Source organism: Helicobacter fennelliae, assembly GCF_900451005.1.
In the GTDB taxonomy this organism is placed as follows: Bacteria; Campylobacterota; Campylobacteria; order Campylobacterales; family Helicobacteraceae; genus Helicobacter_B; species Helicobacter_B fennelliae.
This window is the reverse complement of sequence record NZ_UGIB01000001.1, coordinates 454288-479295: the sequence shown is the minus strand read 5'-3', so window position 1 is coordinate 479295 and position 25008 is coordinate 454288. Positions and strand designations below refer to the sequence as shown.

Annotated in this window: 25 protein-coding genes and 1 tRNA gene; 12 read left to right on the top strand and 14 right to left on the bottom strand. The window is 39.0% G+C overall.

Annotated features, from left to right (window positions below; translation table 11 throughout):
• The first annotated feature begins 206 nt into the window (after positions 1 to 206).
• The 8 genes from DY109_RS02330 to DY109_RS02290 all read left to right on the top strand — a co-directional run bounded on the left by DY109_RS02330 (position 207) and on the right by DY109_RS02290 (position 8602).
• Positions 207 to 1754: a phospholipase D family protein gene (locus DY109_RS02330; protein WP_023947729.1), complete on the top strand. Its 1548-nt coding sequence runs from the start codon at positions 207 to 209 to the stop codon at positions 1752 to 1754.
• Positions 1755 to 1903: 149 nt separating this feature from the next.
• A complete protein-coding gene (locus DY109_RS02325) occupies positions 1904 to 3721 on the top strand; it encodes a M3 family oligoendopeptidase (protein ID WP_023947730.1) in 1818 nt (605 codons plus the stop codon).
• The gene (locus tag DY109_RS02320) at positions 3711 to 4211 is read left to right on the top strand and encodes a hypothetical protein (protein WP_023947731.1); all 501 of its coding nucleotides are present in this window, start codon (positions 3711 to 3713) and stop codon (positions 4209 to 4211) included. The genes DY109_RS02325 and DY109_RS02320 overlap by 11 nt, the downstream gene beginning before the upstream one ends.
• Positions 4212 to 4223: 12 nt before the next feature.
• On the top strand, positions 4224 to 5948 hold the full coding sequence (locus DY109_RS02315) for an ATP-binding protein (RefSeq protein WP_023947732.1): 1725 nt from the start codon (positions 4224 to 4226) through the stop codon (positions 5946 to 5948).
• 5 nt (positions 5949 to 5953) lie between these two features.
• Complete coding sequence (gene ung / locus DY109_RS02310; protein WP_023947733.1) at positions 5954 to 6664, top strand: uracil-DNA glycosylase; 711 nt, start codon at positions 5954 to 5956, stop codon at positions 6662 to 6664.
• Positions 6665 to 7113: 449 nt separating this feature from the next.
• A complete protein-coding gene (locus DY109_RS11810) occupies positions 7114 to 7365 on the top strand; it encodes a TM2 domain-containing protein (RefSeq protein WP_023947734.1) in 252 nt (83 codons plus the stop codon).
• 166 nt (positions 7366 to 7531) lie between these two features.
• On the top strand, positions 7532 to 7837 hold the full coding sequence (locus DY109_RS02295; RefSeq protein WP_023947736.1) for a hypothetical protein: 306 nt from the start codon (positions 7532 to 7534) through the stop codon (positions 7835 to 7837).
• 15 nt (positions 7838 to 7852) lie between these two features.
• Positions 7853 to 8602, top strand: coding sequence for a hypothetical protein (locus DY109_RS02290; RefSeq protein WP_023947738.1), 750 nt, complete (start codon positions 7853 to 7855; stop codon positions 8600 to 8602).
• A gap of 373 nt (positions 8603 to 8975) precedes the next feature.
• Here DY109_RS02290 and DY109_RS11285 read toward each other — a convergent pair whose 3' ends face one another.
• The 12 genes from DY109_RS11285 to DY109_RS02235 form a co-directional block, all read right to left on the bottom strand.
• A complete protein-coding gene (locus DY109_RS11285) occupies positions 8976 to 9131 on the bottom strand; it encodes a hypothetical protein (RefSeq protein WP_023947741.1) in 156 nt (51 codons plus the stop codon).
• A 182-nt stretch (positions 9132 to 9313) separates the two neighbouring features.
• Positions 9314 to 10039 (bottom strand): hypothetical protein, encoded by a 726-nt coding sequence (locus DY109_RS02285; RefSeq protein WP_023947745.1) that lies wholly within the window; start codon positions 10037 to 10039, stop codon positions 9314 to 9316.
• Entirely contained in the window at positions 10036 to 11808 is a 1773-nt protein-coding gene (locus DY109_RS02280) for a peptidoglycan D,D-transpeptidase FtsI family protein (protein ID WP_023947747.1), read from the bottom strand. The genes DY109_RS02285 and DY109_RS02280 overlap by 4 nt, the downstream gene beginning before the upstream one ends.
• Positions 11809 to 11819: 11 nt before the next feature.
• Positions 11820 to 12125, bottom strand: coding sequence for a flagellar hook-basal body complex protein FliE (gene fliE / locus DY109_RS02275; protein WP_023947749.1), 306 nt, complete (start codon positions 12123 to 12125; stop codon positions 11820 to 11822).
• Positions 12126 to 12169: 44 nt separating this feature from the next.
• Positions 12170 to 12664, bottom strand: coding sequence for a flagellar basal body rod protein FlgC (flgC, locus tag DY109_RS02270; RefSeq protein ID WP_023947751.1), 495 nt, complete (start codon positions 12662 to 12664; stop codon positions 12170 to 12172).
• A 10-nt stretch (positions 12665 to 12674) separates the two neighbouring features.
• Positions 12675 to 13121, bottom strand: a complete 447-nt coding sequence (flgB, locus tag DY109_RS02265; protein ID WP_023947753.1) for a flagellar basal body rod protein FlgB — start codon at positions 13119 to 13121, stop codon at positions 12675 to 12677.
• A 50-nt stretch (positions 13122 to 13171) separates the two neighbouring features.
• Positions 13172 to 13247, bottom strand: a tRNA-Glu gene (locus tag DY109_RS02260).
• A 37-nt stretch (positions 13248 to 13284) separates the two neighbouring features.
• Positions 13285 to 14211, bottom strand: a complete 927-nt coding sequence (locus DY109_RS02255) for an SPOR domain-containing protein (RefSeq protein WP_023947755.1) — start codon at positions 14209 to 14211, stop codon at positions 13285 to 13287.
• Between the two features lie 22 nt (positions 14212 to 14233).
• Positions 14234 to 14776, bottom strand: coding sequence for a DUF1882 domain-containing protein (locus tag DY109_RS02250; protein ID WP_023947757.1), 543 nt, complete (start codon positions 14774 to 14776; stop codon positions 14234 to 14236).
• A 31-nt stretch (positions 14777 to 14807) separates the two neighbouring features.
• Positions 14808 to 16058 (bottom strand): serine hydroxymethyltransferase, encoded by a 1251-nt coding sequence (locus DY109_RS02245; protein WP_023947759.1) that lies wholly within the window; start codon positions 16056 to 16058, stop codon positions 14808 to 14810.
• Entirely contained in the window at positions 16055 to 17677 is a 1623-nt protein-coding gene (gene lysS / locus DY109_RS02240; protein WP_023947761.1) for a lysine--tRNA ligase, read from the bottom strand. Before lysS ends, DY109_RS02245 begins: the two co-directional genes overlap by 4 nt.
• 6 nt (positions 17678 to 17683) lie before the next feature.
• On the bottom strand, positions 17684 to 18298 hold the full coding sequence (locus tag DY109_RS02235; RefSeq protein WP_023947763.1) for a CvpA family protein: 615 nt from the start codon (positions 18296 to 18298) through the stop codon (positions 17684 to 17686).
• A gap of 79 nt (positions 18299 to 18377) precedes the next feature.
• Between DY109_RS02235 and DY109_RS02230 the strand changes: the two genes are divergently transcribed.
• Together DY109_RS02230 and DY109_RS02225 are read left to right on the top strand one after the other, a co-directional pair.
• The gene (locus DY109_RS02230) at positions 18378 to 20009 is read left to right on the top strand and encodes an apolipoprotein N-acyltransferase/ Copper homeostasis protein CutE (RefSeq protein ID WP_023947765.1); all 1632 of its coding nucleotides are present in this window, start codon (positions 18378 to 18380) and stop codon (positions 20007 to 20009) included.
• The gene (locus DY109_RS02225; RefSeq protein ID WP_023947767.1) at positions 20009 to 20653 is read left to right on the top strand and encodes an ABC transporter ATP-binding protein; all 645 of its coding nucleotides are present in this window, start codon (positions 20009 to 20011) and stop codon (positions 20651 to 20653) included. Before DY109_RS02230 ends, DY109_RS02225 begins: the two co-directional genes overlap by 1 nt.
• Before the next feature lie 113 nt (positions 20654 to 20766).
• On the opposite strand, the gene DY109_RS02220 is transcribed toward DY109_RS02225, so the two are convergent.
• On the bottom strand, positions 20767 to 22395 hold the full coding sequence (locus DY109_RS02220) for a Mur ligase family protein (RefSeq protein ID WP_023947769.1): 1629 nt from the start codon (positions 22393 to 22395) through the stop codon (positions 20767 to 20769).
• On the bottom strand, positions 22395 to 23459 hold the full coding sequence (gene mraY, locus DY109_RS02215) for a phospho-N-acetylmuramoyl-pentapeptide-transferase (protein ID WP_023947771.1): 1065 nt from the start codon (positions 23457 to 23459) through the stop codon (positions 22395 to 22397). Before mraY ends, DY109_RS02220 begins: the two co-directional genes overlap by 1 nt.
• Before the next feature lie 119 nt (positions 23460 to 23578).
• Between mraY and DY109_RS11105 the strand changes: the two genes are divergently transcribed.
• The gene (locus DY109_RS11105; protein ID WP_147291157.1) at positions 23579 to 23794 is read left to right on the top strand and encodes a hypothetical protein; all 216 of its coding nucleotides are present in this window, start codon (positions 23579 to 23581) and stop codon (positions 23792 to 23794) included.
• Between the two features lie 277 nt (positions 23795 to 24071).
• On the top strand, positions 24072 to 24998 hold the full coding sequence (locus tag DY109_RS02210) for a PDC sensor domain-containing protein (protein ID WP_023947775.1): 927 nt from the start codon (positions 24072 to 24074) through the stop codon (positions 24996 to 24998).
• Positions 24999 to 25008 lie beyond the last annotated feature (10 nt).

The following is a 25008-nucleotide window of genomic DNA, read 5'->3' as shown; positions in this document are numbered from 1 at the left end:
CTTTTATTAATATAACCTAAGGCTTCCTTGCCTCGGACAAAAACTACAATCGACATGCTAAAAAATTTTTCAATACTTTTTTAAAAATTTTGCGTAGAGATTTTGCGGGATTTGATTTTTGTATTTAGCGCATTTATGCTAGAATAGCTCTTTTTTGGCTAGAATCTAAAATCTTAAAACTAAAATCCAAATCTAAAAGAGCGCATATGAATGATGCTTATGTAACGGCAACGTTTGTTATTTGTATATTTATTTTGGCGGGTTGCGCTTCTATCGTGCCTTCGACTCATCATCTCAAAGAGCCTTTGCAAAAAAGTAGCTTCAATGCGTATAATCCGCTTAGTAGCCCGCTCTCACTGCCCTATCTTGAAGAGCTTAGAGACATCACCAAAAGTGGAGCGATGCTTATCTCTGATGGCTCATACGCACTCCTTCATCGAGCAACTTTAGCAAGAATGGCAAAGTATTCAATCGAAATACAAACATACATCTACAAAAACGACATCGCCTCACAGGTGCTTATGCACGAGATTTGGCAGGCAGCAAATCGTGGCGTGCAAATCAAAATCCTTGTCGATGATAATGGGCTAGATTCTGATTATTCAGACATTATCGCGCTCAATAACCATCCAAATATCGAAGTGCGTATATTTAATCCTTATCGCAATAGAATCAAGCTCTTTCGCCTCTCTGAAATGGTGCTTGACTTTAAACGTGTCAATCGTCGAATGCATAACAAAATGTTTATCGTTGATGGGATTGCGCTCATTGTGGGTGGGCGCAATATCGCTGATAATTATTTTGACAATACTTTGGGGGTGAATTTTTCTGATACAGATGCGTTTTTCTTAGGGCAGGTCGCCAAAGAAGCGCAAGAGAGTTTCAAGGAATATTGGGAATATCATCGCTCAATTCCTGTTGAGTTTTTGCCCTCCAAACGCAAGATGAAAAAATTTTTGAAAAATTACTCAAAAGTCATTCAAGAGCTAGAATCTGATACAGGAGAATGGCAAAAATATCACGATGTTATGCAAGTTTTTATTGATAATTACCAGCACAAAAAAAATAAAATCTATTGGGGTAATGGCGTACTTGTGGCGGATTCTCCAGAAAAAATTGATGCTAAGAATCCGACAAGCAAGATTCTAGCACAGCTTACAAAAATCCTTGAGAATGTTACAGATTCTGTGTATATCTCTTCGGCGTATTTTGTGCCGGGCAAAAAGGGCTTTGAGGGCATTAAAGAATCTATGCAAAAAGGGATTAATTATTTTATTTTGACAAATTCGCTCTCAAGCACTGATGTTTTGGCGGTGTATTCTGCGTGGGAGCGGTATAGGGATAAATTAGTCAAAATCAATGCCAATATCTATGAATACAGAAAAAGTGAGGGTACAATCAAAATCCGCGGTAAAGTAAGCTCTGGGGCGAGCTTGCATAGCAAAATATTTGTGTTTGATAATAAAATATCTTGTGTTGGGAGCTTTAATCTTGATCCACGTTCAAGTGTGATTAATACTGAAGTTGTGGCGATATTTGATAATGAGGAATTTGCAAAAGAAATGACAAAGCTTATCCAAATCGATATGCAAAAAGCTTGGAAGCTTAAGCGGATTAATAACAAAACAACTTGGTGTGCTTATGATGATGAAAGCGATAATAAAACGCTTTGTTTTACGCATTCGCCGGATACAAGCTGGTGGGTGAGGTTTGTGAGTGTGCTTGCAAAGATTATGCCAGAGAATCAAATGTAGATTCTAGAATCTAGGATTTTTCACACACTTTTCATACGCTTAGTATTTAATTTTTGAATTTGTGTTACAATCAAGCTTTTATACAAAATTTTATAGCAAAATTGTAGGATTTCACAGATTTTACGCAAATTTTACACAAAGGACAATTAATGTCAAAAACTACACCAGCCACCTTAGCCAATTTTTCATCATCAGCCACATCGCCTCATTCGCGCTCATCTGCTACTACATCTCTTACTCACAAATGGAATCTTACACCATTATTTGCAAGCAAACAAGCCCTTGATACTTTTCTCAAAGAAACCCAAAAGCAAGTCCTAGCCTTTGAAAAAAAATACTCCTCCTCTCTTGCAAAGCTTATGCCTGATGAATTTTTAGATTCTATTATGCAATACGAATCGCTCATTGAGCGCATTTCTAGGATTATGACTTATGCGTTTTTGGTATTTGCAGAGGATACGACAAAGGGCGATTTCTATGGCAAATACGAAATGCTAAGCAATGAAATTTATGAGCATTTGCTGTTTTTTGAGCTTGAGTTTTGCAATCTTCCTGCAAAAATCCAAAAATCATTTATCAAAGCTTCCAAAAAATACAGCTTTTATTTGCAGAATCTACTAGCCCAAAAAGTCTATCAGCTTGAGCTTAATGTCGAAAAAGCCCTTATGGCGACTTCTGCTGTCGGAGTCAATGCGTTTAGTAGGCTCTTTGATGAGCATCTTGCAAGCCTAAAAATTGGCAAGCATAAACAAAGCGAGGAGGAAGTCTTAGCCCTGCTATATAGCAATGATAGAAAAGTCCGCAAAAAAGCGCAAAAAGACTTCTCTAAATCCTTGCAAGATTCTAGCGCGCTTCTTAGTTATATTTTAAATATGGTGCGTAAGGATTTAAGCATTCAAAAACGTTTGCGAAACTATCCTAATAAAGAGATTTTCCGGCATATTGCTAATCAAACCACCCAAAAAAGTGTCGATACGATGATTAAAATCGTGAATAAAAATTTTCACATCGTGCATCAATACTATGCGATTAAATCACAGGTTTTGGGATTTAAGCTCAAAGATTATGATCGCTATGCGCCTATTTATCAAAGTAATACAACTCTGCAATATAACCAAGCTTTAGAGCTTGTGATACAAACATATAGTGCTTTTTCTAAGCCATTTGGTGAAATCGCCAAAAAAGCGATCAAAGAGGGCTGGGTAAGCTCACACCCAACGCCAAACAAAAGAGGTGGCGCATTTAGTCATGGTTGCGTGCCTAGCGCGCACCCGTATGTGCTTTTGAATTGGACTGGCAATCGCAGAGATGCTTTCACCATAGCGCATGAATTTGGGCATATGATACATCAAGAATTAAGCAAATCTGTGGGCTGTCTCAATCACGATACACCGCTTACAACTGCAGAAACAGCCTCTGTATTTGGAGAAATGCTACTTTTTGATTATCTCAAGCAAAATCTTAACACCCAAGAACTTTTAAGTATCTATTCTTCAAAGCTTGAGGATATATTTTCAACGCTTTTTCGGCAGATTGTGATGACAAATTTTGAGCGCGCAATCCACAATCAAGAGCATGAGCTCAAAATCCAAGATTTTGACAGAATCTGGAGAGAGGAAAATCAAAAAATGTTTGGCGAAAGTCTCACGCTTACAAAGCGATATGATCGCTGGTGGAGCTACATTCCTCATTTTATCCATTCGCCATTTTATTGCTATGCGTATAGCTACGGGCAACTTTTGGTGCTTGCGTTGTTTGGGCTATACAAAAGTGGCAAGTGCAAAAATTTTGTCAAACTCTATACGAATTTCTTAAGTGCTGGCGGAAGCAAATCGCCAAGAGATCTCATCAAGACATTTGGATTTGATATAGAAGATGAGAGATTCTGGCAAATCGGTATCAAAGAAGTCCAAAAAATGCTTCAAGAATTTCAAGAGTTGCAAAAAAGGCTTTTGCATGTTATATAAGCAATTTAAAAACATCTACAATACCTTTTGTATCGATATGTTGCGCTATTTGTATGATAATAGATTCTACTTTTCTATGGTATGCCATATCAGTAAAGTCAGCTTCAATCCACCACTGCCTGAGGAAATCGTGCAAAAATTTGGTCCTTTTCCGCATTTTATCTTAGCGGGCTATACATTTGAGAGCTTGTATATAAGGGATGATAAGGTTACATTTGAAGCGGGGTTTGGATCTGATGATGAAGGAAATTTTGTTGAGGTTAGCATTGATGGGATTTATCAGATTATCATTGGTGTGCGCGTGATTTTTTCGCGCGTTGATCCTGAGGTTGCATTTCAGCAAGAAGAAGAGGAAGAGGAAGAAGAATCACATCAAAATACGCACCAAAATACGCACCAAAACGCGCTAAGTCTTGATGAGCAAGAATCTATCCAAGCTCTTTTTTCTAATCAAGACAATCTCAAAATCATTCAAGATCTCAAAAAATAAATAAGGAACACAATGCAATATTTGAATGATTTTTTAAAGCACAAAGACATCAAAAAAACCGCCATTTACCCACATCTCAAATGCTCTGCTGATGAAGCGAGAATCTTACTTTTTATGACAAAAATGCTTTTTGAAGGAAGCAATGAGATTGAGATTTTGCAACTCCTTAAAGCATGCTTTGGCAATGAGCAAAACACCATAATCGCACATCTTCCCAAAATCAAAAACTTACTAGATTCTGGGTGGATCATCTCAAGCGGATTTATCCGCACCAAAGATTGGACGCTTTTAGAGCTACTAAGCACTGAAGTTTGCCTTTCGCCATCATTTTATCGGCTGTTAGAAGAAGGCTCACCAAAAATCGACATTCCTGAAATCACGCCTTATAGCGATCATTTAGAATTCTTAAAAGATCAGTTTTTGCGTATTGATATGCTCAAAAAAATCAATCTAGATTCTAAAGGGCTCTCTGTCTCGCGAATGACTCATCAGCTCAAAATCATAGAAGAGCGCATAAAAGCGCGCTTAGCGATCACCACAGCAAATATTTCTGTGCTTCATCTCATTAAAGAAAACAATCTCAACTTCAAAGAAGAAATTATTTTTTTTGCATTGCTGAAAGAAGAATACGCCGGTGGCGATGGCATTTATAGAGAGATGAATACCCTCATAGAGCTTATTAGTATCGATGAATACGACAAAATCAAAAACCGCTCTTTGCTTGATGAAAAATCGCCCCTTATCCAAAAAAACCTTATCGATTATGATGAAATGCTTAATCCTTTTGGTGGAATTATCCGCACATTTTTTATCCCAGAAGAAATACTCCAAAAAATCACACACCAAAATGCCAAAAAAACCACCCCGCGCACAACCCTTGCATCTGTAATCAAAAATCAAGAAGTCTTTGAGCTTTTAGAGCCAAAAACAAGCCTCAAAGACATTATCCTGCCCCCACACACGCAAAGTATGCTAGAATCTATTTTGCAGCAAGTGGATTCTAGGGTCATAGCAAGGCTCAAAGAATGGGGAATCAAAGACAAAAATAAGGGCATTGAGGCAAAGATTTTGTTTTTTGGACCTCCGGGGACTGGCAAAACATTAAGCGCATTAGGCTTGGCAAAAGCTCTCAAAAAGCAGATTCTAAGCTTTGATTGCTCTAAAATCCTCTCAATGTATGTCGGAGAATCTGAAAAAAATGTCAGAAAAATTTTTGATGATTACAAAGAAATCTCCAAAAAAATCAAAAACGAACCTGTGCTTTTGCTCGATGAGGCGGATCAGTTTTTGAGCTTGCGCGCTAGCAGTGGCAATGCCACAGAAAAAATGCATAACCAAATGCAAAATATTTTTTTGGAGCAGATTGAGAAATTTAGCGGAATCCTCATCGCGACAACAAACTTGATAGAGACCATAGATTCTGCATTTTCAAGGCGATTTAATTACAAAATAGAATTTAGGCGTCCAACACAAGAACAAAGAGAATCTATCTGGAAAAAATACCTTCCACAAAACGCCACATATGCCAAAAATGATACGATTCATTCACTCTCAAAAGAGCTTTGTGAGTATGATCTTAGCGGGGCTCAAATCGCACTCATCATCAAAAATACCGCCTACAAAGTCGCTACAAGAGAACGTCCTGTATTTAGCAAAAATGACTTTATCGAAGAAATCAAGCGCGAGATAAGCGGCAACTTTGATGGAGGAAAAAGCGTTGGGTTTAACGCTATATAAACGCAATGTCAATTCCCAAAACACTAAGCCCTGAATGGATAGAATTTTTAGGCGATGAGTTTGAAAAGCCATATTTTAAGGAAATTATCAAACATTATAATCACGCCATAGCGCAACGACAGATTATTTTTCCACCACGAGAGCTTACATTTAATGCCTTTAATCTCACACCTCCGCACAAAGTCCAAATCGTTATTTTGGGGCAAGATCCCTATCATGGAAGCTATATGTATAATGATTGCGGGGTTTTGCGTGAGATTCCGCAAGCTATGGGGCTAAGCTTTAGTGTGCCACGATGTGTGCCTATACCACCAAGTCTAAAAAATATCTATAAAGAGCTAGAGCAAAGCTTAGGGCTTGTAATGCCAAATACAGGCGATCTCACCGCGTGGGCGAAAAGGGGAGCATTGTTATTAAATTCTATTTTTAGCGTGCAAAAAGGAATGGCAAGCTCTCATAAATCTTTTGGCTGGGAGAAGTTTAGCGATGCGGTTATCACTCGCCTTTCAACGCAGCGCGAGGGCATTATTTTTATGCTTTGGGGAAATTATGCGAAGCAAAAAATTCCGCTCATAGACACGCGCAAGCACTTTATCATCACAGCCCCGCACCCAAGCCCATTGGCAAGGGGATTTGTAGGTAGTGGAGTGTTTCTTAAAGCCCAGCAGATTTTGCAGCAAGCAGGCAAGACTCCTTTTGATTGGCGGGTGGAATAAATAGGCAAGAGGGGATAATGAGGGGGTTTGGATTCTGCGAATCTATACTTTTTGTTTAATTGCTGGATTTTTCGGGTATAAAACCTTTTTTCTATCTCTTGCAACTCTTCATAGTGCGCTTTTTGTAGCTCAAGCAATTCTTTGAAGCGAAATCTAAGCATTACGATTGCATAAAGTTCGGGCTTATTTTTACGCCAATTCTAAAGTGGCTTTGTATCAATCTGCAAAATCCCTGCAATATCACGCTGAGAGAGCTTAGATGTGCGCAACTTATCATATTTAGACATACAATCCTTGAGGTTTTTGAAAAAGTGTAGTAATTTTTCTCATAATTTATAACAAAGTAATAATTGCTTGATATTGAGTTTATATAAGGAAATATTCCTTTGATGTTTTTTAAGTTATGTAGTGTTTTGATCTTGGACTCAATTCAAATTAAGGAGTAACAAATGGAATCTAATCAGGTGCAAACTTTACTTGCAGTGCGGCAGGATAAAATCCCACAAGAATCAACATATATGCTACAAAATGAGCTTGCTAATCTCTCACAAGACAAAGCCAATAGACTTAATCTAATACCTTTTAAGTCAAAGATTGTAGGACTTGTGCTAGGAATTTTTTTGGGTGGTTTTGGAGCAGATAGATTTTATAAAGGCGATACATTGCTTGGTATTATTAAGCTTGTGCTTGTCATAGGTTGATATAGCAGCTATAGGCGATGCAGGTAAAATAGATATTGTAACTTGTTTAGGAGCAATAATGTATTGGATTGGCTTGGTGTGGATAATAGTGGATTTGTTTCTTGTATGGAAGGGGATCAAAAAAGATAATCTCAATAAAATCTTGCAAGCTTTAAGAAGCTAACAAATGTTAGATGATAAACCAATGGAGTTTGGTGGAGCTTTTTGGGTTGGCATTATTGCTATTATTGTTTGCGTGCCTGTTGGAAATCTTATGATAATGTATTTTCAAAATCAAAGCAAATACCCAAAATGTGGTAAAGTTTTTTGTATAGACTATCTAGATACAAAAACTATTACAGAATCCACTATCTCTAAAATCGCAAACAACAAGAAGGAACATTATCGAGTGGGCGTTAAAAGGATCACTTGGAAATGCAAGAGTTGTGGTTATGAGAGCGAAGGCGATGTCAAATATAAAGAAAAAGTTTAAAAAGGATATTTAATCATGACCTACCAACTTCCAAGCAATGCAAATGTGAGGCTACTAGATTCTTACTACAAATCTGATAGCCTTACAAATGGGCGGGCTTTTAAGGGCTTTTTTAAAGAGCTTGGCGAGCAGGTTTTTGTGCTAAATCTTAGAATCTATGAGGACATCGGCGAGTTTCCGCTTGCCTATGAGGAGAAAAAGGCCTATTCTAGTATCTCTTACGCAATCCATTCGCTCACGCCTTATGCTTGGAGTGAATGCCACGTTGATATCAAGCAGCCAATGTCAAGCGAGGGCAAAGAAAGCAAGCCTAAGGATAAATGGCGGTTTGTAGATTTTTGGTGTATGAGCACAAATAAGCAATTTGAAGCCTATATAGAATCCAAAAAACTTTGGCTTAATATCAGCGAAAATGCGCGCTGGAAGTTTGATAGTGCGTGTTGTGAGCGCATACAAAAAGCACTCAATCAACTCAAAGACATAAAAAGTGCTAAAGTGGAGATGGTTTCTTTGGCTAATGGTGCGAGCTTTAAAGTTGCGCTTTTTGTGATTCCGCTTGTGTATGCGCCAAAAGGAAAGCCTAATCTCAAAGATATAGAATCCGCGCCAAAATGCTTAGAAGAATGTCTTTCTGGCTATCTTGATGATAGAAAGAAAATGGGCTTACTTATGAGTGTGCTTGATCTGCGTCCATTTGGCGGAGAGAGTGCAAGCAGCGATGGGCCTAATCCATTTACCGCACTTGTTGCTATCGTGTGGGAGTAGTCGCGATTTAAAGCTAGATTCTAGAATCTAAATCCTGGCTTTTAAGCGATTTTAAGCTATGAGTTTGTTTTTTACTTCGTCGATAGGCGATTAGCCTTATCTCCTTGCTCAAAACTTCACAATTTATCAAGCTCTTGCAAACCCTTGCAAACTCATCTTAAAATCTAGAATTTTTACACGCTCTTTTTGTTTTTATAGAATCTAAAATCAAAAAGCAGATTGCCACGCAAAATTTGAAAATTTTGCTCGCAATGACGCATTACCTCTTCATTCTGAGGCTTGCCGAAGAATCTAGGCTTTGCTTATGCAGACTTGATTTTTTTATTTCTATTTATTGCTTTTTTCTGGATTCTTTAGTCGTGCTATGCACTCCTTAAGACATGACAATAAAGATAGATTCTATGCAGACACAAAAGAGCGTGTAAAAATTCTCTATTTTTGGATTCTCTTTTGCTTCGTCCTGTCGTCCTCGCAATGACAGGGCAGGCTTGTCATTGCGAGCAAGGTTTATCCTTGCGTGGCAATCCATAGAATCTAATTTATCTCTTTTCTTATTTTTTTATTTCTGGATTTTTCGCTTGCGCTTAAGAATGACAGATTAGATTCTAGTTTTACTAGATTGCCACGACTTCTTAGCGGAAGTCTCGCAATGACGACAAAAATGATATAGAATCTAGATTCTGTGATTTGACACCAAATGGCACTTAACCTCTATCGCTCAATCACATAAGGCACGCCACGAAGCCCAGCTGCTCCTAGCTCTATGGTGATATTCATAATTCTTGTTATATCGATATTGTCTTTTGGCTTGATACCTTTTGAAAACACCTCATTGATATAGTCTTGTTTTTCTTTGTCGCTTTTTTTGGATTCTATCTCTTGATAAAAAGTCGCCGCTTTTTTGGCAGAATCCATACCCAAAACGCCCGCAACTAGCACATAAACATTCGCGCCACTTTTGAGTCGTTTTGCAAAATTTTGGGTGATTTCTGTTTGGCAATGCGGACAATTTATATCCAAAACAAGATATTCAGATTTTGCATTTTTGCCCGCAAAATGCACGACATTTATTTTGTATTTCTCAAATATAGCCACAACGGCATTATCTGTGATTGTTTGATTGTGGTCGCGCACTTTTTGTATCGTCTCTGTGAGATGTTTTGAAAACCCACTATCCTCGCTCAAAATCGTATCAGGCGTTACGCCGATGAGGACTTTTTTGCTCTGACTTGCTAGGAATGGAATCCAGAAATTCTCCTGCGCAACAATCACAAACTCAAAATCTTTGAGCCCAGAATCTTGAGTGCTGATAATTTTCACATCATATCCGCGCGATTTAAAAACCTCAGTGATTGCGGCATTATCAGCATACAAATGCCCCAATCCCACAAATCCTAATGCCAAAATAAAAATTCCTAATGGTAATGTTTTTCTCATTTTTTATCCTTTTGTAATTTTAGATAGCCTTGTGTAACCATTGCTTCTACAATATGCTTAAAAATAGGCGCAGCCGTCTGCCCGCCATAATAATGCTTTCCGTGAGAGCCAAATGCGACAACACCGATTATATATGTATTCTCTCTATCTTTAGCAAACCCAAAAAATGAACCAGTGTAAGTTTCGCCATAACCGCTTGTCGTCGCCACTCTTGCGGTGCCTGTTTTGCCACCGACTATAATGCCTTCTACTTTGGCTGCCTTACCTGTGCCATTTTCTACAATACGCACGAGCAATTCCTCTATTTTTTTGGCACTCAAGCTTGATAGCACTTGCTTTGGCTGCGGAAGTGTCGGGACATAGATTTGCCCATCAGGTGCGATGAAGTTTTGCGTAATGTGTGGCGTAACCAAAAAACCGCCATTTAAAAATACCCCATAAGAGCGCAAAAGCTGCATAAATGTAACGCGGATTTTGTATCCATACGAAGCGGAGGCTTTAGCTGCGGAGGATTCTTGGCTTAATTCTCGGATAGATGGGATTATGCCATCTTTTTCATAGGGCAAATCAATGCCTGTGAGTTGTGCTAATCCAAAATCTCGCAAGCCATCATAAAATTCCTTTCCGCTCAAAAGCATGGAGAGTTTGACCATTCCGACATTGCTTGAGCGCAAAAGCACATCTTCAATCGTAGGGTTTTTAGGCATAATCACATCATCTCTAATCATATATTTTCCGACGCGATAGTAGCCATTATTAAGATCAATATGCGCCAAAGGATTGATGAGCTTTTTTTCGATGAGTAGTGAATACACAAGAGGTTTTATCGTGCTTCCGGGCTCAAAAGATTCTATGGCTTTAATGTTGAGATTGGGGTATTGCTCTTTTTTTATGGCTTTGGGGTTAAATCTATTTGTTGTAGCAAGGGCTAGAATCTGCCCGTTGGTTGGGTTAAGGATTCCTGCGATGATCTCTTCGGATTGATATTGCTGGAACACAGAATCTAAAATCTCCTCGATTTGCTGCTGAAGCCTCAAAGAGATACCCAAACGCACATCAAATCCATCAAGCCGTTTTTGACTTTGGGAGATTTTGTTGTAGATGACATTAAAGCCGATGTCGCGCTTGCCGGTTATGAAGCCATCGCTTATGGCTCTAAGCGTTGTTTCTTGGAATTTCTCTATGCCTCCTACGCCCTTTGGGATTGTCATATCGCCATTTTGATCTTTTTGTGTGTAGCCGACAATTGGCTCTAAGAGATTCTCGTATGGGTATTCTCTATCAACCCCGCTCACTTCGACGCTTAAGCCCATTTTTTGGATAAGCTTGCCACTTTCATCTTCATAATCTTGAAAGACATTATATGTCAAAAGTTTTGCGTTGAGTGTTTTGAGATTTGCAGCTGTGTTGGGGCTTATGGCATAGGAGAGAATCCTATATTTAGGCTGTTTGAGGGCTTCTTGTATGGTGGATTCTGGAATGTCGCTATAAATACTCAAAAGTTTTACAAAAAGCTCTTTTTTATCAGGATCAATCGATCGTGGATTAAAGCCGAGTTTGTAGAGCTTTTTGCTTCGAGCGAGGGAATAATTATCTTGTGTTAAAACACTTCCACGCACTGCGACATCGTTTTTTTGGATTATAAGAGTTGGCATTTTGCGAGGAAGAATGATTTTGAAATACAAAACTATGATGAAAATCAAAAGTGCTAGGCATAAAAAAGCAAAAATAATTAAAATACATTGTGATTTATTGATTTTGTCGTCCATTCAATCACAAGCTAAACTTGAGTCCTTAGGATTTCTTTATATGCGCTAAGTGCCTTATTGCGCACTTCAAGCATAAGCTTCATACTTGTTTCAGCCTTGCCGATTGCAATAGCTGCTTGATGTAAATCTTTGAGCTGTCCGCTTGCCATATCTGCTAATGCTCTATCTGATGTCTCTTGCACTTGATTGAGCTCATCGATAGATTTTTTAAGCATTTTGCTAAATTCTCCACTATCTTTGCTTTGTGTAGAGATGTGAGAAGTTTTAGAATGTGTGCTAAGATTTGGAGCTAATCCAATGTTTTTAATCTCTTCCATAAAAACCCTTATTTGTAATCATTAATCTTAATTGTCGCAAATCATTACGCTTGCATCATCAAAATCGCATTGCTTGCCATATTTTTTGCGCTTTGAAATGCTGCGACATTTGCTTGATATGCCCGTGTCGCTTCAATCAAATCAGCCATTTCGACAACTGGATTGATATTTGGATAAGCGACATAACCTTCAGAGTTTGCATCTGGGTGGCTTGGCTCATACTTCATCAATGGCTGTCTATCGTCTCGAATGATTTTATCGACATAAACGCCCATTATAGCAGGTTTTGGTAACTCGCCCAAATCTCCCTCATTCAATGGGTCTTCATATTCTGTATTATTGGAGTTTTTACCCAATTTTTCATTCAAAAGTTTATTAAAATCAAATGCCCGAAAAGAAATCATCTGTCTTCTATAAGGTCCGCCCTCATCGGTTCTTGTTGTATTTGCATTAGCGATATTTGCAGAGATGAGATTTGCTCGAATGCGTTGGGCTGATAAGCCATATCCGCTAATATCAAATGAGTTAAAAAAATTCATAATCTACCCTTTAAATATTTTTTCCGGCTTCAATCGCGTAATTTAAAAGCCCTTTGTGCTTTTTGAGTGCTGTTGTGAGTGCTTGATACACGACAGAGTTTTTGCCAAGCTCTGTTGTCTCAATATCCAAATCAACGCTATTGCCGTCATTTCTAGCCAAATGCCCATCTCGAAAGAATAAATCTGGTTTATATACAGATTTAGAAACGCTACTATTTTCTAGGCTAAGGTGCTTGCTACTTGTTTGTGCCATTTGGAGGATTTGTGGAGCTTTATGATCGAGAATCTCGGCTTCTTGCGTGGCTAATGTCTGAGTGAATTCAATATCTCTTGGGCGATAAAAAGGCGTATCTTGATTGGCTATATTGCTTGCGATGAGATCTTGTCGGAAAGAGCGATAGTCTAATGCTTTATAAACAAGTGGATAGATTTTAGATTCTACTGCAAATGAAACCATAATGCCTCCTTAACTTTGATTCTAAAGAGAAGCAATTTTAATTCCACTTTTGGCGACCCCTGAAAGATTTGAACTTCCGTAACTGCCTAGAAAGGGCAGTATCCTTGACCGCTAGATGAAGGGGTCTTGCATTTTGCCCACAATAAACATTGCGGGCGTTGTATTATGGAATCTCAACAGGCGTTGGATTTTCTTTAAACAAATCTGCTATTTCTTGTTTATTTGGAGCTTCGTTTTTGGTTTTGTATGGTCCAAGTAAGTATCGTGTCGTTGGCGTATTGTCTTTTTTGGTGTGCTGGATTCTGTAAGGGTATTTTTTGATGAGTGTCAAAAATTCATTATTTGGATCTTTTTCAAATGAACCAATCTGCCAATAAAATCCTTTTGTCGGTGCTAAGCCATTATTTGCACTCGCGTTTGTGTTATTTGTATTTGATGTCTGAGTAGTGCTTGTGTGTGAGGGCTTTGTGGGCGTTGCGATAGGCTCTTTTGGCTTTTGTGTCTGCGGGGTTTGGGTTTGTTTAGGGGCTTGAATGCTTTGTGAGTCTTTTTGTGGCTTAGGATTTGTAGTTGGCTTGGCAGGACTAGTAGTTTGCTTTGGTTTTGGGGCTTCTTCTATCAAAGCGGGGATATTTTTCATCGCTGCATCAATGTCTGTTTCTTTCTTGCTTGCTTGATGCGTGCTAGATTCTATATTTGATGGCAGAGCGGATTCTAGGTTTGATTCTTTTGTGTCATTTTCAGAACCAAAATTCATATCAAATGGCTTTGTGTCATTTGGCTCTGATTGTGTATGATTGCTTGTATTGGCAGGATTTGTATCAGTATTAAGCGAATCAAAATCCACAAAGCCATTGCCAAAGATATTGTCTCCATTTGATGAATCTAAAGGCTTCATTGTTGTAGAATCAATGCCAACATTAGGGGTTGTAGGTAACTCTTCTTTTGGGCTTAATACCTTCCACATCACAAATGCGATGACAACGATAACAATGACGGCTACAAGCACTACAAATACGGCTTTTTTGCCACTTGAGGATTTTTTTCTCTCACCTAACAAAATCTCATTTAATTCTTTTCGATCTTCCATGACTTACACTCCTTATTGGTGGTTACATATGTCTTGCCCACGAAGCTCCACGTTCTTTTGCAAACACTTCATAAGGCAACGCTAAAATATTAAAATCCTTAGGTAGATTGTTGTTTGGAAACATTCTCCATTCAAGCGGAATCTTTTGTCCTAATTTCAAAGAAAGTAATTGTGCCAATCTCTGCCCCTCGCCCAAATCTGTATGTCCTTTGTGGATATACAGATGAAGATGACCAGAAGTTTTAGAATTATATGCAGTAAAGTTAATAAACCCTTCATTGCGTAGCATGAGTTGTGCTTTTTGGTAGAATCTATCAGGATTTCTGCCATTATAATCAAACACAATATTTTCTATTTTGTTATTTGGCAAAATCAAGCTGTGCGCGACAACTATTTTTCTTGCTAAATGATCTCTGATGATTTGGCTTGTAAGCATACTATCGACTCTCTCGTATCTATCAAAAAGTAGCCTTCCCATATACTGAATTTTCTGACCAAGCCCATCAACCTTTTTATAATAAAAAGATGTATACATTTTGATGAGTTTCATATCCATTTCAGTCATATTTGCCCCTTTTTGCCTCTTAAATTACTCTCTAAAAAATAGGCTTTTTATACACCACAAAATTTTTGTTGAGCTCTTTAATCTCTTCTTTGATTGTATGTTGTAGTTTGGTATCGTTAATATTATCCAAAATATCAGCGATTTTTCCAGCTATCCACTCAAATTCTTTCTCTTTCATACCTCTTGATGTAAGTGCAGGCGAGCCAATCCGAATCCCGCTTGTAACAAATGGGCTTCTTTTCTCACCCGGAACAGTGTTTTTATTCACGGTTATTCCGGCATTTCCTAAAGCCATATCTGCGTCTTTTCCGCTAAACTCTTTATCCAAAAAGCTCATCAAAATCAAGTGATTATCACTTCCACCACTCACAAGATCATATCCTCTTTGTATCAAAGCCTCTGCCATTTTTTTGATATTTGCTTTGACTTGTTTAGCATAAATCTTCCACTCAGGCTTTAGATTCTCCTTGAATCCAACCGCTTTAGCTGCAATGATATTCATCAAAGGACCGCCTTGAAGTCCCGGAAATACGCTTTTATCTATTTTAGTAGCGATTTCTTCGTTATTTGTGAGGATAATCCCGCCTCTTGCACCTCGCAAGGTTTTGTGTGTGGTTGAGGTTACAATATCACAATGTGGAAATGGATTGGGGTATTCTCCAGCGACAACAAGCCCGGCGATATGAGCGACATCAGCCATTAATAACGCTCCCACTTCATCTGCGATCTCTCTAAATTTCGCAAAATCAAGCTCGCGCGTATAAGCTGAAAATCCACACACAATAAGGCGAGGTTTGACTATTTTTGCGATTTCTCGCACTTGATTATAATCTATCCTGCCATCAAGCCCAACGCCATAAAAAAAGCTTTGATACACTTGCCCTGTCATACTTACTTTTGCGCCATGTGTGAGATGTCCGCCATGGCTTAGATCCATTCCTAGAATCTTATCATAAGGCTTTAAAAGCGCATTATAAACCGCACCATTTGCTTGAGAGCCAGAATGTGGCTGCACATTTGCATACGCACAGCCAAATAGCTGCTTCACGCGCTCAATAGCAAGTGATTCGATTTTATCTACAAACTCGCAACCGCCATAATACCGCTTATTTGGATACCCTTCAGCGTATTTGTTTGTCAAAACACTTCCCATTGCCTCCATAACGGCTTCAAAAGTGTAATTCTCACTTGCAATCATCTCCAAATGATCGTTTTGACGCTTTAGCTCTAATGCGATAAGATCATAAATTTCTTTATCGACTTGCTCTATTTTATAGCTCATTGTTTGCTCCTTTGTGGTGTTGAAGTTAGGGTTGTGTTAGCATCTATTTTTTGTGCTTTTTGTGATTGTGCTATTTCTTGTGATTCTGTTTTTGTAGGCTTCATCGCAGGAAACAAAATCACATCTTTAATGGTTTTGCTCTGTGTCAAAAGCATAACCAAGCGATCTATGCCTATGCCTTCGCCTGCGGTTGGGGGCATTCCATATCCTAACGCCCATACATAATCCTCGTCCATATATTGCGCCTCTTCATCGCCTGCGTCTTTTTGCCTGACTTGCGCCATAAATCGCTCGTATTGATCGAGTGGATCATTAAGCTCACTAAATCCATTTGCGATCTCTTTGCCACCGATAAAAAGCTCAAATCTATCAGCAACACTAGAATCTACATCGCTCCTGCGCGCCAAGGGGCTAATTTCAATCGGATAATCCACGATAAAAGTTGGGTTGATGAGTTTAGATTCTACATATTCGCTAAATGCGACATCTTGCAACTGCCCATAATTCATATTTGCCTCAAGTACGATGTGTTTAGATTCTAGGTAAGCGCGCAATTTAGCGCAATTTTGCACGACATCTTGCGGAATCTGCCCGATGTCTATCAAGCTCTCTTGATAGCCCAAAACCCTCCACTCATCAAAATCAATCTCGCCATCTGCATGCGGAATCTTGCGTGGCAAATTGAGATTTTGAAGCAAATACGCAAAAAATTCTTTTGTCAAAGCGATCAAATCCTTATATGTATGATACGCCCAATAAAATTCAATCATCGAAAATTCAGGATTATGTGAGTGATCCATACCTTCATTGCGGAAGTTGCGATTCATCTCAAAAACCGCCTCAAACCCGCCAACAATCAATCGCTTCAAATACAATTCCGGCGCGATTCTTAGATACCGATCTACGCCTAAGGCATTATGATGTGTGATAAATGGTCTAGCATTTGCACCGCCGGGAATTGGGTGAAGCATTGGCGTTTCAACCTCTAAAAATCCTTTTTCTTCAAAAAATTTGCGAATATAAGAGATGATTTTACTACGCAAAACAAACACTTCTTTGACTGAAGGATTCACAATCAAATCCACATATCGCTGTCGATAGCGGAGCTCGACATCTGTAAGCCCGTGGAATTTCTCAGGCAATGGCACGATTGATTTGGTGAGAATCTTAAAACTTTTGGCATGGATACTGAGTTCTTGTGTTTTGGTTACAAACGCAAATCCGCTGATATTGACAATATCTCCAACTTCTAAAATCTTTTTGACAATATGCCATGTCTCCTCGCCTAAATCATCTTTGGAAAGATAGGCTTGAAGCACGCCACTTTCATCTTCGATTTTAAGAAAGCAGGCTTTACCCATCATACGCATAAATTTTAATCGCCCCACTATTGATTCTGTTTGGGATTCTATTTGAGATTTTGTTTGGCTTTGGGCTTGAATATTTGATTGAGTGTGATTGTCGCTAGATTCTGGATTTTCTTTTAAAAAATGATATTTTTGCAAAAATGCTTTATTGGTGATTGTGCGGATAGCATCGTTTCGATATGGGTTGGCTTGCTGTTCTCGCAGTTGATTTGCTTTTTGGATACGTTGCTGAATGTAAGTCCCATGAAACATTTGTGCCTACTTCGCTAGAGAATCTGACGCAGAATCTAGCACATCTTTTGCATCGCTTTTAAGCTGTTTTGGCGCGTCTTGGATTGATTTGGATTGATCTGGATTCTCTATAGAATTTTGAATGTTCTCGCGTGTTTTATTGATTATAGAAAAATCCATAAAGCCTCGCGCAACTTTTATCATATTCACATACATTTGGCTTTTTTGCTCGGCCGTGGCGACAAAATTTTCTTTCAAGAAATTAATATGAGAGAGCACATACGCGATAAAGCTAAAGATAAAAAATACCTTCACAGACGAAAACACAAAGCCCAAAGCTTTGTTGATAAATTCAAGTCCGCCAAATTGAAATCTCTTAGAAAGAAGCAAACTTATCGCCAAAAACACAATCCAGCATATCCCCAATACAAGCACAAATCCCAAAACAAGATGAATGGTTGGGCTATTGAAATTATAGATTTTCTCAAAAGCATCTCCAACTGGCTTAGCAAAAATCGAAGCCAAATACACACCAAGCAAGATTCCAATCAAACTGCATAACTCTGCGATAAATCCAGTCGCAAATCCCCTAAATCCAATCACAACGATAATAACAATCAAAGCAACATCAATATAATTCATACACACTCTTTTAACGAAAATTTGGCTAAAATTACGAATTGGTATGCTAACTAAAAATAACTAAAAATAAGGTAAATATTTGAATATTTTTGTATTTTCTGAAACTTTTAAAGCACCCACATTCAAAAAGCTTTTAAAATTCCGAAAAAAAGAGTGGATTGCATTTTCTGTTGTGATTGCTTGTAGTGCGATTTTTGCATTTCTTTTTTGTTTGGGCGTGTATGTGTTTGCGCTGTGTAGCGATTTGTTTGCTTTTGTGCCAGAATCTATGCCTGATGTGATAATCCCCCAAAGCCAAACATTAAGTGCGCAAAATTATATCGGCGCGACACTTATGAGTATATGCGCGATGTTAAGCATTGCGGTATGGTTTATTGTCCCAAAAGCATTGCGGTTTTGGTTTGGGTTTTTTTGTGGGGTATTTTTGTTTTATTGGATTGGGCTTTCGTTTCGGTATTCACCACTGCCTTTTGTGGGGCTTTTTGTGCCACTTTGTATCGGGCTTGTGTATGGCGTGCTGATATTTTTTGCGTTGTATTATGAGAGCAAACTCTATCGCCTCATTACACTTGTGCTTATGAGCTTTATCCACCCATTTGGGTTTGATTGGTTTATGCCTCCTGCGCTGCTGTCGTATTCTTTTTTTGGGGTATCGTGGTGGCATTTTGTGTGTTTAGAATGCGCCATTGCGCTTTTTTTGGTAAGATCGAGCAAATTTTTTATGCTTTTGGGGCTTGTGCTTTTTGTATGTAGCATTGATTCTACGACATTTCAAATCCACAAAACAGATGATTTTCTCACACAAAAAACACAAATTATCCAAACCAATCTCCCTCAAGATCTCAAATGGAATCAGCAATCACTCAATCTCATCGTTACAAATGTTTTGAGTCAAATTGATAAAGCCATAAGAGAATCAAGTGCTATGATTATCTTTCCTGAAACAATGTTGCCATTTGTGCTGAATGCAGATTCTGCGTATTCGCGCACGATACTTGAGATCCTCAAAGACAAATCCAGCCATATTGCCATTGTCATCGGCTCTTTTAGCCAGCAAGAAGACAGAATCTACAATAGCACCTATGTCCTCTATCGCCACCAAGTCCAAATCCTAAACAAAGTCGTGCTTGCACCTTTTGGCGAGAAAATCCCATTACCAGATTTCCTTGCTAAGCCTTTGTATCGGATATTTTTTGGCATGGAAGATTCGCTTTTTTTTGCTTCAGAGCCTCAAGATTTTGAGCTATTTGGATACACATTTAGAAATGCGATCTGCTATGAGGGCACAACAAGTAAAATCTATGCGCCACGCACAACTCCCGCACAAGACGCAAGCAAAAATATAGATTCTGCAAAAGCCACAACCTCCGCAGAATCTACAATACAACAAAATAATTCCGCGCAATCTACCCCTGTGCGCAATGTAGATTCTACCCAACCCACGCACTCATCGCACTCACCGCAATTTGTCGTGATGATTAGCAACAATGGCTGGTTTGCTCCAAGCATAGAATCACACTTGCAGCGAATGCTTCTCAAATACTACGCAAGGCTCAACCACAGCTTTATTTTGCATTCGACAAATCGTTCAGAATCTGGTATCATCACGCCGTATTTGTTTGGTGATATGCCAACTACTTACACACTCTCGCCATTTAGCCCGAGTCAAGCACACGCAAGCCAAAACACAAACTCACACAAAGGATTCTAATGCTTTTGCGCGCCACAAATCTTTCTCATTCATTTGATACATTGCTTTACAAAAATATCACCCTCACGCTTGATCGATGTGAAAGTATCGCTATTTTGGGCGTTTCTGGCTCTGGTAAATCCACCCTGCTTGCCAATCTCTGCACGATGTTACAGCCAAATCTCGGGCAAATCTCACTTTTTGATTATGAGGACATTTACGCGCTCAAAAGTGGCCAAAGGCTAGAGCTTTTGCGCTATAAGCTAGGGATCATTTTTCAAGCGCATTATCTTTTGCGAGGCTTTAGCACCAAAGAAAATCTCGAAGTTGGCGCGATTTTATCCAATCAAACTATTGATATGCAATTATTAGAGAATCTAGGGATTGCGCATACTTTGCACCAAAACTGCGCCGAACTCTCAGGCGGACAGCAGCAACGTCTCTCAATCGCCCGCGTGCTGATAAAAAAGCCTCAAATTATTTTTGCTGATGAGCCAACAGGCAATCTTGACAAGCAAACTGCCAAAAATGTAATGGATTCTATCCATCTCTATCTCAAATCTTACAAAGCCGGACTCATTATCGCCACGCACGATGAGGATATCGCCAAGCAATGCAGTAAAGTTTATCGCTTGACACAAAATGGCTTGCAAGAGGTTTATTAATCCTGCTCTTTTTTGCGTATTTCATGGAGCTTGAATTTTGGCTTGCGATGAACGCCCTATTATTATACTTTTCAAACTTTGCATGCATTTATCCAAGTCGCATTTATCGCACCTTAGTCCTCTAGCACATATCGTTTAAAAAGCTTGCCACGTTCTTTATAAGAAGCAAACTGATCAAGACTTGCTGCGGCGGGTGATAATAACCCTATAAACTCATCTTTACTCGTAGAATCCTGCTTGATTTGGGATTTTATCTGCATAACTGCATTTTTGAGATTCTCACAAGCAGTGGCTTTGATGTGGTATTTTTGCGCGAAATGGAGCAGTTTTGGCTCATTTGTGCCTATGGTAAAAATATGCGTTATGACTTTTTGCTTTTGGGCTTGGCAAGGGTGATTATCTTGATTGTGCGCTTGTGAAGCCTCGATTTTTTGCGTATTTTGGCTTGCATTTTGTCGTGATTGCAAAAGCTGAAATATCTCTTCACAATCAGCCCCCTTATCATCGCCACCCAAAACAATATACAAACTCTTGCCCTCATATCGCTTGATAGCCTGAAGTGTCGCATCTGTGTTTGTGCCTTTTGAGTCATCAACCCAAATGTATCCATAAGAATCCAAAAATTCCTCAATCCTATGCGCGCCGATATGAAAGGTATTGAGCTTTGCTATATCGTAGGTGTTGCAAAGGATTTTTTGCGCGCATAATGCCAAAAGCCCATCAAGCAAAAATGGCTCACCAAAAGAAATTTTTAACTTTGTGTTAGATCCTGCGCTAGAATCTAAGTTAGAATCTAAACAAGACTTTAGACTAGAATCTAAATTAGATTCCGCCAAGTTAGATTTTGTGTTGGAATCTGTGCTAGATTCTGACTCTAGCCCCAAAAACCGCTCCAAATCACAAGATCCCGCATAAAAAACCGCCTTGCCTCTAAATGCTTTCACAAAGCGATGATTTTGTAGCTCAAGTGGCAAAATTGCGCTAGATTCTGCCTCCATTCGCACCAAAACATTCAACTTATCATCGATATATGCCTCAAAGCTCCCATGCCAGCTGATATGATCCTCGCGTATAGGCAAAAGGATATAGATTTGTGGCTTTGCGACCTTGCTCCAATGCATCGCAAACGAGCTTGTCTCCAGAATCCAAATCTTTGCTCCCTCTTCATATAGCTCAATGAGTGGTGTTCCGATATTTCCGCCCGCTTTTGCGCCTTTGTCTTCAAGTAGAAGGCTAAGCATTTGTGTGGTGGTTGTTTTGCCATTTGTCCCGCTTATCCAGATGATTTGCGGGGTTTTGGTTTGCGGGACTTTAGTTTGTAAAGATTGAGAATCCAAATCGCAATCTCCAGAATCTAGGCTTGATTCTGCATTAGAATCCGCGCTAGAATCCAAAAGCCTATCGACAAAATCATATTCGCTTATGATATGCAAAGCCTTTGAAAAATACCGATGATGAGGTGCTATGCCGGGGCTTATAAATTCAAGCTTTGAAGTGCTAGGATCAAATTTACTTGGCGGGGCAAAAGTATTAAGTCCATCTCTCATCTCATCTCTTGATTTATTTTTGCACGCAGGATTGGCAAGCTTAGTAGGATTAGCACGATCAAACTTATCATCATAAATATCGCAAGCAATGCCTTGAGTATTGAGCCATTTGACAAGTGGCTTGCTCGTAACGCCATATCCAAAAACGCTAATTCTGCCTAGATTCTGAAGATATGTAAGAAATGGATTTTGCATTATCTGACCTTGATACTCATTAGCGCGATGATATTTGTTAGCACAGCGATGATCCAAAAGCGCACGATGATTTTATTTTCCGCCCAGCCTTTTTGCTCAAAATGATGATGAATGGGTGCCATAAGAAAAACCCTTTTTTTGCGCGTTTTGTAGCTACCTATCTGAAGCATCACAGAAAGCGTCTCGACTACAAATACAAATCCTATCACCAAAAGCAAAATCTCATTATTTGAAACAATCGCCATATACGCCATAAATCCGCCAATAGCCAAGCTTCCGCTATCTCCCATAAATATTTGTGCGGGGTGGCAGTTATACCACAAAAACCCCAAAAGCGAGCCAATCAGCGCAACTCCAACAACCATTAATTCGCCGGCATTAACCTTTGGCAAAAACAAATACCCGCCAAGCTCCACATTTCCAGAAAGATACACAAACACACAAAGCGTAAAAATCGCACAAACACTAGGAATTGTCGCTAGCCCATCAAGCCCATCTGTTACATTTACAGCATTTGTCGTAGCCAAAAACACCAGAATCCAAAACCCCATCATCAGCACAGGCATTTTGCTTAGGCTAAAAATCGACTTTTTGACAAATGGTATATACAAATCAGTCGCCAATCCCGCGCCATAATACAATGCCAAGCTCATAGCAAGTGCGACGATAAATAGCAAAATAAGCTTTGTTTTTGCGCTCATTCCGGCGTTGGTTTTGGCGATGATTTTGACATAATCATCTCGCGCACCAATAAGCCCAAACACAACCAACGCCACCATACCAAGCACAGCAAAGAGATTTGCAAGTTGCACGCACAGAAGCGATGCGATAATCGTGCTTAGCACAAATACCACACCACCCATTGTTGGGGTATTGACTTTGCCTCTGTGTGCGGGGACAAATTTTGAGACGGGCTGATTTGCCTTTGTGCGCTTTGCCCAAGCGATAAACTTAGGCATCAAAAACGCACAAAGTATAAAGCCCACAAAAAAGCTCACCCCCGCACGAAAGGTGAGGTATTTGAAGATGTTAATATCAAAGACAGAATATAAATAATATAGCATAAAAACCCCTTTAAGTCGCGTTTGTCATAGAATCTAAATTCTACTTTACATAGATTCTAAATCCTCTCTTTTTGCTTCTTTTTGCAGATTGCTTCGTTTAGGGCTTATCTTGTATTATTTTGGCGACGCACGAAAAGTGCGACTCACTGCTAAACTTGCAAAACTACAAAAATAAGCTAAAAATAGAGAATTTTTTAATGCTTACTTGTGTTTGCATAGATTCTAAAAGTGGATTCTATGAATTGCCACGCAAAATTTTTAATTTTGCTCGCAATGACAAGCCTGCCCCGTCATTACGAGACGTGAAGCCGAAGCAATCCATAAATAGATTCTAGATTCTAGTCATTCTTATTGTCATGTCTTAAGCGACAGTGAAGAATCCAGAGAAAATCAAGCCAGAATCTATTTTAGATTCTACACAAACACAAAAAGCTAAATTTTAGGATTTAGATTCTATGGAAATTAGATTCTCATTTTAACCCACTACAAAGCCCAAAAATCCTAAAAAATCAAAAAAAACGACCTGTATTATAGTTAAGTTTAAACTAAAACAATATAAAATAGCCACTTTTATTTGATATTTGCTCTAGGCATTTGGGTGAAAGGATTTGTATGCTCTCAAAAGACATTATCACTTATTCAAAGATTCGCAATGAATTGCGCGCGTATATGTGCTATTTGTTTGAGCAAAATATCCAAAATCATATGCCCTCACAAACCCTGCAAAAAGTCTTAGAAGGGGTGGAGAGAATCAAAGATGAGATTAAAGTTTTTGATGCGATTTTTGTGCTTGATGCAAATGGTAATCAAATTAGCGAAAATATAGGCAAAATACCGCATATAGCGCACGAAGAGAATGTCAATTATTCTGATAAGGCGTATTTTTATACGACAATTAGAGAAGGGCGCACGATTTTAACCAATCCTTACCCCACGCAAAATGGCGGAATGCTTGTAGTCACTGCTGCGTATCCTGTTTATAACCAAAAAGATGAGCTGCTTTTTGTTGTATGTGTGGATATACAGCTCAAAGACGCGATTAATATCAGCTCGCCAAGCCAGCTATTTGAGGGATTTTCTAAGATTAATGCGATTGTGTATTTTATCCTTTCGGTGCTACTTGGGCTGATTGCGATTTTGCTCATCATCAAAGGAATGGCGAGCTTTTGGCAGGCGATTTGGCATTTTAGGCAGTTTGACATCAAAGAGATTTTTGAATCCACGATTTTGCTGACACTTGCACTTGCGATTGTGGATTTAGTCAAGGCGATATTTGAAGAAGAAGTGCTAGGGCGCAATGTCGGCGGGGATAATAACCGCACCGTGCATCGCACAATGATCCGCTTTCTTGGCTCTATCATCATCGCGCTTGCGATTGAGGCTTTGATGCTTGTGTTTAAATTTACTATCTCAGAGCCAGATAAGATTCTGTATGCGGTATATCTCACTTGCGGTGTGGCAGTGCTTCTCATCGGACTTGCGATATATGTGAAATTTGCCTATGGCGCGAGAGAAAAAGATAGACAAAATCGCTGTTAGGGTCAAAATA